This window comes from Gordonia oryzae (genome assembly GCF_003797185.1).
Classification (GTDB): Bacteria; Actinomycetota; Actinomycetes; order Mycobacteriales; family Mycobacteriaceae; genus Gordonia; species Gordonia oryzae.
Window position 1 is genome coordinate 106,848 of record NZ_RKMH01000012.1, and the last position, 11,491, is coordinate 118,338.

General features: G+C 63.7%; 12 protein-coding genes and 1 tRNA gene. 3 read left to right on the forward strand and 10 right to left on the reverse strand.

Going from position 1 to position 11,491, the window contains the following annotated elements; all coding sequences use genetic code 11:
• Positions 1-3 precede the first annotated feature (3 nt).
• Both EF294_RS16150 and EF294_RS16155 read right to left on the reverse strand, forming a co-directional pair.
• Positions 4-1,314, reverse strand: coding sequence for a TetR/AcrR family transcriptional regulator (locus tag EF294_RS16150; RefSeq protein ID WP_123931896.1), 1,311 nt, complete (start codon positions 1,312-1,314; stop codon positions 4-6).
• Positions 1,311-2,603 carry an ABC1 kinase family protein gene (locus EF294_RS16155; RefSeq protein WP_246007904.1) on the reverse strand — a complete coding sequence of 431 codons (1,293 nt, stop codon included), beginning with the start codon at positions 2,601-2,603 and terminating at the stop codon, positions 1,311-1,313. Before EF294_RS16155 ends, EF294_RS16150 begins: the two co-directional genes overlap by 4 nt.
• Positions 2,604-3,122: 519 nt before the next feature.
• Between EF294_RS16155 and EF294_RS21520 the strand changes: the two genes are divergently transcribed.
• Positions 3,123-3,284 (forward strand): hypothetical protein, encoded by a 162-nt coding sequence (locus EF294_RS21520; protein ID WP_185091119.1) that lies wholly within the window; start codon positions 3,123-3,125, stop codon positions 3,282-3,284.
• 185 nt (positions 3,285-3,469) lie between these two features.
• Here EF294_RS21520 and EF294_RS21525 read toward each other — a convergent pair whose 3' ends face one another.
• The 8 genes from EF294_RS21525 to EF294_RS16200 form a co-directional block, all read right to left on the reverse strand.
• Positions 3,470-3,997: a hypothetical protein gene (locus EF294_RS21525; RefSeq protein ID WP_185091120.1), complete on the reverse strand. Its 528-nt coding sequence runs from the start codon at positions 3,995-3,997 to the stop codon at positions 3,470-3,472.
• A 397-nt stretch (positions 3,998-4,394) separates the two neighbouring features.
• Positions 4,395-5,537 carry an acyl-CoA dehydrogenase family protein gene (locus EF294_RS16170; protein ID WP_123931900.1) on the reverse strand — a complete coding sequence of 381 codons (1,143 nt, stop codon included), beginning with the start codon at positions 5,535-5,537 and terminating at the stop codon, positions 4,395-4,397.
• Positions 5,538-5,623: 86 nt separating this feature from the next.
• Entirely contained in the window at positions 5,624-6,832 is a 1,209-nt protein-coding gene (locus tag EF294_RS16175; RefSeq protein ID WP_123931902.1) for a L,D-transpeptidase, read from the reverse strand.
• Between the two features lie 170 nt (positions 6,833-7,002).
• Positions 7,003-7,560 (reverse strand): permease, encoded by a 558-nt coding sequence (locus tag EF294_RS16180; protein ID WP_123931904.1) that lies wholly within the window; start codon positions 7,558-7,560, stop codon positions 7,003-7,005.
• A gap of 397 nt (positions 7,561-7,957) precedes the next feature.
• Complete coding sequence (locus EF294_RS16185) at positions 7,958-8,230, reverse strand: hypothetical protein (RefSeq protein ID WP_123931906.1); 273 nt, start codon at positions 8,228-8,230, stop codon at positions 7,958-7,960.
• A 274-nt stretch (positions 8,231-8,504) separates the two neighbouring features.
• A tRNA-Lys gene (locus EF294_RS16190) sits at positions 8,505-8,577 on the reverse strand.
• 86 nt (positions 8,578-8,663) lie between these two features.
• Positions 8,664-9,878, reverse strand: coding sequence for a L,D-transpeptidase (locus EF294_RS16195; protein ID WP_123931908.1), 1,215 nt, complete (start codon positions 9,876-9,878; stop codon positions 8,664-8,666).
• Positions 9,875-10,096 (reverse strand): DUF3618 domain-containing protein, encoded by a 222-nt coding sequence (locus EF294_RS16200; RefSeq protein WP_123931960.1) that lies wholly within the window; start codon positions 10,094-10,096, stop codon positions 9,875-9,877. The genes EF294_RS16195 and EF294_RS16200 overlap by 4 nt, the downstream gene beginning before the upstream one ends.
• A gap of 208 nt (positions 10,097-10,304) precedes the next feature.
• Between EF294_RS16200 and bcp the strand changes: the two genes are divergently transcribed.
• Both bcp and EF294_RS16210 read left to right on the forward strand, forming a co-directional pair.
• Positions 10,305-10,781: a thioredoxin-dependent thiol peroxidase gene (bcp, locus tag EF294_RS16205; RefSeq protein ID WP_123931910.1), complete on the forward strand. Its 477-nt coding sequence runs from the start codon at positions 10,305-10,307 to the stop codon at positions 10,779-10,781.
• Positions 10,782-10,808: 27 nt separating this feature from the next.
• On the forward strand, positions 10,809-11,432 hold the full coding sequence (locus tag EF294_RS16210) for a TetR/AcrR family transcriptional regulator (protein WP_123931912.1): 624 nt from the start codon (positions 10,809-10,811) through the stop codon (positions 11,430-11,432).
• Positions 11,433-11,491 lie beyond the last annotated feature (59 nt).

An 11,491-nucleotide genomic window follows, 5' to 3' on the forward strand; every position in this document is an offset into this window, starting at 1 on the left:
GATTCAGAAGGTGTGCTCGGCGCCCCAGCCGATGGTCCGCACGATGGTGCCGGTGACCATCTTGACCGAGGGCACCTGCGGGCTCTCCTGCACATAGTGAAGGCAGATCGCGACCAGCGCGGCCATCACCAACGCACCAGCGGCCTCCGGATCGACCTGATCGTCGAGTAGTCCCGCATTGCGGCAGCGAGAAAGGTAGTCGGCGAGAATCTGCGCGAGACGGGAAAATGCTCCGGTAATGAACTGCAGTGCAGCCGCGTCGATCCCGGCGGTGTCGAGGATGACACTTGCCAGTCGTACACCCCGCTCCTCGGCATACATCGCCACCCGCGCGATCAGGCGGGTGAGATCGTCGACCATACCCGCATGCGACGTAGGGACTGGCGCGACCATGGTGACCAGCCCCCCGACGATCAGCAATTCGCGGTCGAGCACCTGCTGCAGGCATTCGCGGCGATTGTCGAAGTAGTTGTAGAAGGTGCCATAGCCCAATCCCGCGGTGGCAGCCACATCGGCGGGGCGGACCCGTCGGTACCCCTGCACGGCGTAGAGGTCGAGCGCCGCGTCGAGCAGGCGTGACCGCCGGTCATGTGGGTGGCACACGGCCAGGTCCACGCGGCGTTGCTCGCTCGCAAGTTCCGCCAAGGCCGCTTCGAGCGACTCGAGTTCACCGACATTGGGGATCAGCCCTCGACGCAGCACGGCATCGCAGGTCGCTCCGAACGCGTCTCTGGTGGTGCTGTTCGGGGTCGGCGCCGAGCGCGGCGGCGCGGTGATCATCGCCACCAACACGACCAGCAGGGTTCGAGCGACGAGGTCCACCGAGCGCGGGTCGGCGGCGATCCAGCCATGTTCGACGGCTCGCCGGATGGCTTCACCGATCCGGCCGACCGCCATCGCTTCGAGTCCGAGAATCCGATGGCGTATCTCCACATTGTTCGAACTACATTGGGCAACAATGAACTTGAGGACCCGCGACTGGTTGTCCACCAGATCGAACCCACGCTGCACAATGATCTGGACCAGATCCACCGTTTGTGCACGATCCTCGGGGAGCTGTGCGAGCGAGTCCGGATCGATCGCCGCCACGAGAGTGACCACAGCTTCGTCGAAGACGGTATCGAAGATCTCCTGTTTGTCGACGAAGTGTTGGTACACAGCACCGGTACTGATGCCGGCGCGCCGGGCTATCGCCGAGACACTCGCCGCGTCGTACCCGTCCTCGCACAGAATGTCGAAGGCGGCCGCCGAGATACGCTCGCGTGCGGGCCGTGAATCTCGATGAGTCGTGTCCGCCTTAGCGTGTACGGTCATTGTCCTTGACGCCACCGCTGGATATCGGCGCCCATCTCGGTTGCGGGCGGACGGCCTTCGATCCACTCACGGATGATCGCGCCCCACCGATTGGTCGCCTCGAGCTGTCCGAGAAGACCACACACCGCCAGGTCGGTCCGCCGCGAGAAGATGTGACCGGTGGGCAACGCGGTGTCGCGGGTAGTGCTCAGATGCGCGGCACCCGGGACAAACAGCGACGTGACTGCGCGGCGCGCAACATCTTTCGTGATCGTCACCTGATCCTCCGTCAGAAACCAGAATCCGATGTCGCTCATCATCGAGACGATGTCGGCCTCACCGACCGATCCGGCAGTGGCCATACCCAGATCCCGACAGTCGCGGTACGCGTCATGGTATCGACCCTCGATCAGCGCGCGAAGTACTCGTGCCTGGTCGGCAAGCGATTCGGCCGACATCCGAATGTAGAGCCCAAAGTCGATGAAGCCCAGGCGTCCGTCGGGCAGGCCGAGCACGTTTCCCGGATGGGGATCGGCACAGAACTCGCCCGCCTCGTAGATCCCGCCACCGTAGAAGCGATAGATCGCTTCGGCCGCGTACTCCGCACGATCCCGGTCGCCGGAGACGATATCTGCGAACTGCACCCCGTCGAGAAACTCACTCACCATCACCCGTCCCGTACTCATCTCGGGAAACACGCGTGGCACCTTCCAGCACGGATGGTCGACGCACAGCGACCACGCCCTGGCCTGGTTGCCGGCCTCGGTGATGTAGTCGCACTCACGCGCGACCTCGACGGCGATCTCGTCGATGATCGCGTCGAGATTCAAACCCGGCATCACCGGGCCGCCCACCTTCGCGAACAGCTTGAGGTTCTTGAGGTCCGCGCGTACGGCCGCATCGATCCCGGGGTATTGCACCTTCACCGCGACCGGCATAGTGCCGTCGAGCATCGCGAAATGGACCTGGCCGAGCGAGGCGGCCGCAAGCGGTTCGGGGTCGATGTCCAGTCGGCGCAGGCCGCGGCCGAGTTCGCGGGCAAGCACCTTCTCGATAGCCGACCACTCCATCGGCACCACCCCGTCAAAGAGCGGCGCCAGACGGGCCGCGAACTCGTCACGTGTGGCCCGGTTGGACAGACCGAAATCAAACAGGGCGATGATCTGTCCAATCTTGAGCGCGGCTCCCTTCATCGGGCCGAGGACTCGCACCAGATCATCGGCGAACGACAGAATTGCCTCGTCGCGCCTACGGGCATTCGCCTCGGCACTCCGCAGCGGCGCCGTGGCACGCGTGGTCGTTGTTCGCACGGTGTGACCGACAACTACTCGCCCGAGACCATTGGCCCGCCGCAACCTCCGGCCGGAGTCGCTCACCCGGACTCCCCGACGCCCGGCTGCGATGTCAGATGTCGCGCATGGCACTTCATGTAAATACACCTATCATTTTCCGACGTTGATATGGGCGATTGTGGACCACCACTCAATCCCCGTTGGTGACAGTCGGTTCATGGCACAGAACGCAACAAAACTACCTCTATCGCCGGCAGATGACGATTCTCGTCGAAATCTCTCGCGCTCGCGCTACGCGACTTTGATGAACCGATTTGCGATACCGCCATATTGCGGTACTGTGCCTGACAGTTAGTTCAGCGTCGTGGCTCTGCACTGACGACCGCTGTTCATGACGAACAGCCACGCCGTCGTCACCTGGAGGGGAGGTGACGACGGCGTCTCATGCACCAGCGCGCGGCTCCGATCCGCTGTCTGCACCCGAACCGATCAATGCCGATTCGTTGTTGTTCACTTTCATGCCCTAATCTGCGGCGCATGCTCGAGGACTTGAACAAGGCGGCCAAGAAGGTCGGCCTCAGCGTCGCCCCCGGTAAGAAGAAGGACCTCTACTCGGTGCGAAAGGTCAAAAACGGCAAGCTCGTGGCGAAGAACATCAGCCCCGACGAGGTCACGGCACTGATCAAGGACCGCAAGTAGGGTTGTGCCCTCGATTCTTTCCCGAATAGTCCGTCATCGGGTGTTGTCCCAACTGCGAGGTTCGCCGTCGAGCGAGTGTCGTGAAGAGCACGATCATCATCACCCTCGTCACGATCGTCACTGGTCCTTCTGGCCGAACTGACGGCCAGCACCGATCGGCTGCTCGCGCGCGCTGACCATCCCACTCACCGACTGGCCGAGCACCACCACGTCGGACCCATCCGCCGTTGTCGGCTGCGTCGACCACATCGCCCGGCACCGCACCGATGTGGGCCCTGGATCGGCAGACCCGAGACAGACCAGGATCGGGCCGCCGTCGGTTTCACGCCGACCCGGCGGTCGCCGCGTCGTAATGGGTGCGGACGGGCCTCTGTTGACTGATCCGGCGCCACTCGGGCCGCGTCATCGATCACCGCGACGGCGTCGTCATCGACCTCGTTGGCCTCGGCGATCTCCGGCGACGGCGTCGAGCGCCTGCTCCTCAACGCCTTGCCCCAATCCCCCAGCTCCACCGCGCTACGGTGCGTGGCGTCAGCGACGACCTCGAACCCGTGGTGCAGGCGTTGGCCGTATGCATCGAGCTCCTCGAAGCCCGCGTCGGCAACAACGACGATCGCGGCCCGGAGGTCGGCGGCACCGACCCACCGACGGCGGCCGGCACCGCCGGCCGATGGGAGACCGCCCACGATGGACGCCGCGCTGCACGAGAACACAGCTCCTTAACCAGGGCAGCGTCGAACTCGCCGGACCCATCCGATGGCGAATCGGCTCTACAACGCGGCCGCGATTCCGAATCTCTCCGCCGCCACCACGACGGAGAGATTCGCGGCGATGGGACACCCCAGCCACCTGGAGATCCTACGAATCCTGTTGCACTGCAATGCATCAGCGTTCGAACTCCCGGGCCACCGGTGACGTCAGGGTAGCTCGATCATCACCTGAAAGATCCTCACCACAGGCATCACTGACGGTGAATGTGGCAGGTATCGAGTACCGGCATCGCTGCGACACATGTCGTTTCCGATCCTGGTCGCCCTGCCGAGCGCCAGGGACATCAGCGGCGTGCCATACATTCCACCTCAGCACATCGCGCCTGCCGCGAGGCACTCGTCAGAGCGTCCGCGCGATGATCTCCTTCATGATCTCGTTGGTTCCGGCGTAGATCTTCTGGACGCGCTGATCGGCCCACATCCGGGCGATGGGGTACTCGTTCATGTAGCCGTAGCCCCCGAACAACTGCAGACATTCGTCGGCGACGACCATCGCACGGTCGCTGGTCCACCATTTGGCCATCGCCACGGTCGGGATGTCGAGCTTGCCGTCGATGTGTTTGGTGATGCAGTCATCGACGAAGACGCGCGCAATCCGGGACTCAGTCGCCACCTCGGCGAGTTTGAACTTCGTGTTCTGAAAGCCGAAAATGGGGCGCCCGAACGCCGTTCGTTCCTTCGTGTACGCCAGCGTGTGCTGCAGCGCGGTCTCCATGCCGGCGACCGACGCAACGGCGATGATCAGCCGTTCCTGCGGCAGCTGCTGCATGAGCTGGATAAACCCCTGCCCCTCTTCGCTGCCGAGGAGGTTGCTCGTGGGCACGCGTACCCCGTCGAAGAACAGTTCCGAGGTGTCCTGGCCACGCTGCCCGACCTTGTCGAGTACGCGGCCTCGGCGGAATCCCTCACGGTCGGCCTCGACGAGAATCAGGGAAATCCCCTTGGCTCCCTCGCTCGCGTCGGTCTTGGCCACAACGATGATCAGGTCGGCCTGGGCACCGTTGGTGATGAAGGTCTTCGACCCGTCGATGACGTACTCATCGCCCTGCGCGATCGCCTTGGTCTTGACGTTCTGCAGGTCGGATCCGGTGCCCGGCTCGGTCATCGCGATGGCCCCGACGACCTCACCGCTGGCCATCTTGGGCAGCCATGTCGTCTTCTGCTCCTCCGACCCGTAGTGGAGGAGATAGTGGGCGACGATGCCGTTGTGCAGACTGACACCCCACGACGAGTCGGCGATGCGCGCCTGCTCTTCGATGAGCACTGCTTCGTGGGCGAAGGTGCCGCCACCGCCCCCGTACTCCTCGGGAATCGACATGCATAGCAGACCAAGCTCGCCTGCCTTGTTCCAGAGGTCGCGGTCGACATGGTGCTGCTCGATGAACTTGTCGATATTCGGCTTGACCTCCTTCTCACAGAAGCTGCGAGCAAGGTCACGCAAGGCGGTCAGGTCGTCGTTTTCCCAGGAAGAGCGTTCGCCCATGGTGGTGCAATCCCATCGTCGTCGAGAATCGTGTCAGAGATGAGCGTAACAATCACCAATGGCAATGTCGTTTTGGGGCGCAGAGTTCAGGCGTTGCCCTTCGCCCACACCGCCCAGGGAATGTTCCAGTCCCCGAGTCCGTCGGTGCCCGACAGGGTGCCGCCCACGGTGTTCTTCACGATGACCGGATCACCGCGCAGCGTGTTGTTCATGACCCACAGGGCGTTGTCCGGGCTCAGATTCAGGCAGCCATGACTGGTGTTGGTATTGCCCTGTGCCCACACCGACCAGGGTGCAGAGTGAAAGAAGATGCCGCTGTAGGACATTCGGGTCGCGTAGTCCACCGGCGTGCGATAACCGTCGGCCGATCCGACGGGGACTCCATAGGTCGACGAGTCCATGATGATGTTGTCGTGCTTGTCCGACACGAGATACACCCCGTTGTCGGTGGGGGTGGAGTCCTTGCCCATCGACGTCGGCATGCTCCGGACGACCTTGCCGTTCTGGACGAACGTGACCTGTTTGGTGTTGTCGTCGGCAGTGATGACCATCGACCGGCCGATCGTGAAAGCGGACTTGAGGTTCTCTTGGCCGAAGAGTCCGCCGCCGAGGTCGATGCCATAGGTGTTCACCGCGACGTCCACGGTGGTGCCGGGCTTCCAGTACTCGGCCGGACGCCAGCGCACCTCGGTGTCGCTGATCCAGTAGAAAGCACCTTGCACCGGCGGATTAGTGGTGATCCGGATTGCGTTCTGCGCAGCGCGGCGGTTGGTGATCGCCTCGTCGAACTTCACCGCGACGGGTTGGCCGACTCCCACGGTTTCGGCGTTGTTGGGTGTCAGATATGCCTGCGTGAGGTTGCTCGGCGCCCGCGTGGTGAATGAGACCTCTTTGGTGGTCGAACCGCCGACACCGGCCGCGTCGGCGGTTAATGTGTAGGTCCGGTTGTAACCCAGCGGTTCTCCGCTGACCCACTCCGTACCGTCTTTCGACAGGGTCCCGCGAACGATGGAGCCGTCAGCCTTGCCGATGCGCACACCGGTCAGCGCGCCCTCACTCGCCCTCACCCGGATCGGCGCGCCCGGCTGGATTCCGACGGCATTGTCGGCGAGCGTCTGCTCGTTCCATTCGGTGATCTCCACCCCAGGCTTGAGGAGATCGTCATAGAGCACCGAACTGCCGACGGCGTTGGAGTATTGCGGCTTCTGCGAGCACGCGGTCATCAATGCGATGACCGCCACGAGGAGCCCGCTGATCATCAACCAAGATCGCAGCCGAGTCCGACCGTTCCCCATCTCACTCCCACCTGACGCAGGTACCGACCCTCACATCAAAGAGTCGGCGAATTCCGCACCAAGTGTACGAGATATCGGATATGACCGAGTTGTCGTGCCTGACGAGCCCGCCCGACCGAAATGACGCGCGTGCCGGCCTCGCCCGGAGGCCACGCACAGCCGATGGTGGATTAGGCGGGCCGCTCGGTCGTCGTGGCGGTTGTGGTGGGCGCACTCCGACGATGGCGGAGTCGAATCCGCAGAAGTGCGCCGACGACAAAAATCACCGCGGCGATGATCACGCCGACCAGTGTGCCCCCACGAAATCCCGGAGCCTCGACGTCGAGGATGCGCTCACCCGCATGCGCGCCACTCCCTCTGCCTACGACCACGGTCAGGGTGAGCAGATTCGGTATCGACGCGACGACGGCAAGCACGACGAAGGCCAGCGCCCAATATCGGGTCTGACCCCAACGCCGGGCGCGCCAGGCGAGCACCAGCAACAAGAGTGAGACGAGCGTGCACACCACCCCGAACGCGATGCCATAGAGGCTGCCGGTGGTGATGCTCTGGTCCACCGCCGAACCGATCTTCTGCGACCACCAGCGCGGCAGAAGCGCCGCCAGGACGAAGTACGCGATGACCGCGAGTACGGCGACCACGGCGAGGGCGATGGTTTTGACCGCCCACGATGGGAGTCCGCCCTGGCGCTTGTCGTCGGGCGCCGCGGTCGAGGGGTTGTCGCTCATGGAGACATCGTTGCGCTCGGTGCCTCCATTGCCAAGTTCAACCCGTGAGACCGTGACCGCTTCGATACGCGTCGCGCCGACTCGAGCACCTGACGCGGGCCACGAAAAAGGCCCCCGCGACTGGCCACTACCGGCCGCGGGGCCGTGCCTGTGCCATCAGGGGCTCGAACCCTTACCCGCTAGGGTGTGTCTCCCAGTTCTTCTGCGAGGGATTGGCGCGAACGATTGCGTTCTGGCAAGGCGGAGGAGGAAGCGATAGCGGCAGCTACCGTGACCGACGACAACGCGGCCAGGCGCAATCGGGCCGCCAAGACCCGCACAGGGAATTGGGAGAAACGCCCTAGTTAAGAGTGCTGGTTTGTGGCCCGAATTGTCCCCACCGTCACAATCCTGGATTTCAGGCATCACCCGCGCCACCCTCGGTGCGCGTGACCAACTCCAGCGAGCTCAGCAGATCCAACCGGTGATCGATTTCGCGCAACCGCCGGGCAGCGTCCAACAGATCGTCACACTCACTGACAACAGATGTCACCCGCTCCCGCGGCCACTCGGCCAAAGCTCGTCGTCGCTTCCGCTCTTTGCACCATTCCCTGATTCCGTAGTAGGAGAGGAACGCGAAGGTCGCCGCCGTCCACCACTCCCCCTGAAACAGCGAACCGACCGTGATCACCGGAGAGACGATCGCGAGGAACAGCGCGCACCAACTCAAGGCCTTGTCAAGCACAGAACCCCCAGATTTTTGTCAACAGACACCCGGGTTTGCAACATAGCGAATTGACGTGCGGATGACGCATCACTTGAGACGTGACGCTCACCCGCGTCGCAGGTGATGGATGCCGGGTGGCCGTCCACTGAAACCCATTGGCCCACGAGCGCTGTGCTGCCGTTCGAGCCCCGACATGCGAAAACCCCCTCCGGTGTACCCGGAGGGGGATTCTCGATTGTGCGCCATCAGGGACTCGAACCCCGAACCCGCTGATTAAGAGTCAGCTGCTCTGCCAATTGAGCTAATGGCGCTTGGCGAACCGAGAGGAAACACTACATGACCGGTACCCATTCCATGAAATCGTCTGGTCAGAGGCGGTTTCCGCTCGGTGGTCGCATCACCCGTCGGTAGCGTTGCCCTTCTTCCACACCGACCACGGAACGTTCCAGTCACCGAGGCCGTCGTCACCCGGAAGGATCGGTCCCACAGCGTTCTTCACCGTCACAATGTCGCCACGCAAGGCGGTGTTGAGGAACCACTCCGCATTGGCCGGACTGACATTGAGACAGCCGTTGCTCACGTCATCGACGCCCTGATCGCCCAGAGACCAGGGAGCCGAGTGAACGTAGATGCCGCTGAACGAGATTCGCGTGGCGTCGTAGACGGTCTCGCGGTAGCCGCCCGGCGAGTTGACGGGAACACCATAGGTCGAAGAGTCCATGATGACGCTCGGATCGCGCTCGGCCACGATATAGATACCGTTGTTGGTGGGAGTCGAATCCTTGCCCATCGAGGTCGGCATCGTCCGCACGACCTTGCCGTTGATGGACACGGTGATCATGTGGGTCTTGTCATCGGCTGAGGCAACGAGTGCACGACCGACGGTGAAGTCGGTGGTGAGATTGTTGTCGCCATAGACGCCACCACCGAGGTCGATGCCCTTGGTGTTGACCTTGACGTTGACCTTGGTGCCCGGCGCCCAGAAATGTTCGGGACGCCAACGCACCATCGAGTCGTTGACCCAATAGAACGCACCCTCGACCGGCGGGTTGGTGGTGACCTGGATGGCGCGCTGTGCGTTGAGCTTGTTCGTGACCGGCTGATCGAAATTGATCATCACCGGTTGCCCGATACCCACGGTCTCGTTCTCGGCGGTCACCGTCGAGGCTGAGGCGGTCGACTCGGCGGAGGCGGTGCTGAAGGTCAGCTTCTTCGCGCCCGCACCGTCGACGCCCTGCGCCGCTGCGGTCAGCGTGTACTGGTCGCCGAAGTCCAATGGCCCCTTGGCGGTCCAGGTGGCTCCGTCGGCAGAAACGGTGCCGGGCACCGGCCCGTCCGATCCTGTGACGACGACCGATCGCAGATTGCCGTCGTGGGCGGTCACGGTCAGCGGTGCGCCAGGCATTACGCCCACCGCGTTGTCCTTTAGAGGACGGTCGGCCCACCCGGTGACGGAAATACTGGGCTGCCCCAACGAACTCAGCGCAGGCGCGTTTCCGGTGGCATCGGGATACGACGACGACGCTGAGCAACCGGGCACAACGGTCACCACGGCGCCGGCGGTGAGTACCAGCAGCGCGTTTCGGGCGTATGAGCCCCGCGCACGGGTCACTGGAGTACCTTGCGGATGACGAGAACGGCGACGACAGAGCCCACGCCGGCAAGCGTGTACTTGACGGCGGGCGTGTTCAAGAACGCGAGTGCTGCACTCTTGGCATCGCCGGCCAGACGCTGCGGATTGGCCCGCTCAGCCAGCACGTCGAGTGTGTGGGCCAGGTCCTCGCGGGCTTTCGCGATGTCCTGCTCGATACGGTCGGTATCCCCGGCCACGTGGTCCTCCCAGGAATGGTCAAGAAAGTTCTGCTCCATGTGGCCCGGCGGACCACACTTCTCCCCCGACGCAATACGACCGCGCGAGGAAAGGTTCCCGGCGCGGAGCGAATGCGGTGCGAGCGGCCACACAAGGTTACGCCATGACAGTCGGCGCCACTGCACATCATCGGTCGGACATCGGACATCATCGACTAGCCTGAGCGTCATGTCAGACACACAACGCCTCGCCGTCGGAGACCCGGCACCGGCCTTCACCCTCCCCGACGCGCAGGGCAAGTCGGTGTCGCTGGCCGACTACGCAGGCCGAAAGGTGATCGTCTACTTCTATCCGGCAGCATCGACTCCCGGATGTACCACACAGGCCTGCGACTTCCGGGACAGTCTCGCCGACCTCGGAGAGTTCGGCATCGATGTGATCGGAATCTCACCCGATAAGCCGGTGAAACTCGCGAAGTTCGCCGACGCCGAAGGACTGGACTTCCCCCTGCTCAGCGATCCGGACAAGACGGTGCTGACGCAGTGGGGTGCGTTCGGCGAGAAGAAGCTCTACGGCAAGGTCGTCACCGGCGTGATCCGCTCGACCTTCCTCGTCGACGAGCAGGGCACGATCGCCCTGGCCCAGTACAACGTCCGCGCGACCGGGCATGTGGCCAAGCTGCGCCGCGACCTCGCGCTCGACTGAGCCCACCCCGACATCGCACCCGGACCGATGACCACCCAGCCGCTCGTCCCCCGCAAACGGCCCACGCAGGAGCGCAGCAAACGCAAGTTCTCCGCCATGCTCGCGAGTGCGCGCGAGCTGCTGACCGAGGTCGGGTTCGAGTCGTTGACGTGTGAGGAGATCGCCTCGCGCGCCGAGGTTCCCATCGGGACGCTCTATCAATACTTCGCGAACAAGTACGTGATCGTGTGCGAGCTCGACCGACTCGACACGGTCGCGGTCCGCGAGGAACTCACCGCGTTCGCCTCCGAGGTGCCCTCGCTCGAATGGCCGGTGCTCCTCGAGAAGTTCCTCGACCACCTCGCCGCGCTGTGGCGCGACGACCCGTCCCGGCGGGCGGTGTGGCTGGCGGTGCAGTCGACCCCGGCCACCCGGGCCACCGCTTCGCAGAACGAACGCGTTCTGGCCGACCAGGTCTCGCGGCTGATCGCCCCGCTTACCCCGTCTCAGCGGGCTCGGCGCGAAATGATGTCGCAGGTACTGGTCCATACGGCGTACTCGCTGCTGAGTTTCTCGGTGCAGGACGGCCACAACCATCCCGAGACGGTGACCGAGCTCAAACGTATGCTGGCCGGCTACTTGCTGCTCGAGGAGAGCACCGGTGCGCTCTGATCCTCCGGTGCGCTGATTCATCGGTCCTCGACACAAACGACGGCGGTCGGGCATCGGCC

Bases quoted from the DNA above. Each gene is read 5' to 3' on its own strand.
- EF294_RS16150 (WP_123931896.1), bottom strand. From the start codon at position 1,314: ATGACCGTACACGCTAAGGCGGACACGACTCATCGAGATTCACGGCCC.
- EF294_RS21520 (WP_185091119.1), top strand. From the start codon at position 3,123: ATGCTCGAGGACTTGAACAAGGCGGCCAAGAAGGTCGGCCTCAGCGTC.
- EF294_RS16170 (WP_123931900.1), bottom strand. From the start codon at position 5,537: ATGGGCGAACGCTCTTCCTGGGAAAACGACGACCTGACCGCCTTGCGT.
- EF294_RS16175 (WP_123931902.1), bottom strand. From the start codon at position 6,832: ATGGGGAACGGTCGGACTCGGCTGCGATCTTGGTTGATGATCAGCGGG.
- EF294_RS16180 (WP_123931904.1), bottom strand. From the start codon at position 7,560: ATGAGCGACAACCCCTCGACCGCGGCGCCCGACGACAAGCGCCAGGGC.
- bcp (WP_123931910.1), top strand. From the start codon at position 10,305: ATGTCAGACACACAACGCCTCGCCGTCGGAGACCCGGCACCGGCCTTC.
- EF294_RS16210 (WP_123931912.1), top strand. From the start codon at position 10,809: ATGACCACCCAGCCGCTCGTCCCCCGCAAACGGCCCACGCAGGAGCGC.